The 389-nt window shown below is 78.4% G+C and carries 1 protein-coding gene; it reads right to left on the bottom strand.

Annotated elements, in window-relative coordinates:
* Positions 1 to 127: 127 nt before the first annotated feature.
* A partial coding sequence (locus JHD63_RS23065) for a hypothetical protein (RefSeq protein WP_198973144.1) occupies positions 128 to 389 on the bottom strand: 262 nt, incomplete at its 5' end.

Here is a 389-nt window from a genome sequence, read left to right as displayed (position 1 = left end):
CCCCCCCCCCCCCCCCCCCCCCCCCCCCCCCCCCCCCCCCCCCCCCCCCCCCCCCCCCCCCCCCCCACTCCACCGCCCCCCCCCCCCCTCAACACGAGGGTCTCCTCGTCGGCAGCGTCAGATGTGTCTAAGAGACAGCCGCGGTGCTGGCGTGTCGCGCCGCTATGCGTTCCACATCCTCACAGGTGAGCCATGCAGAGTTGCGCAGTTGCCGGCCGGGCTCGCCGGGCAGGGGCAGCTCGGGGCCGCCCCTGTCTCTGATACACATCTCCGAGCCCTCGAGACCGTACAGGAGAGCTGGGTTGGCGGCTTGTGGGTGGTGAGGGGGGGGGGGGGGGGGGGGGGGGGGGGGGGGGGGGGGGGGGGGGGGGGGGGGGGGGGGGGGGGGG

The sequence above is a fragment of the Xylophilus sp. ASV27 genome (assembly GCF_016428875.1).
GTDB lineage: Bacteria > Pseudomonadota > Gammaproteobacteria > Burkholderiales > Burkholderiaceae_C > Xylophilus.
Note: the sequence above shows the minus strand (reverse complement) of the source record. Positions and strands in the feature narration are given on the sequence as shown.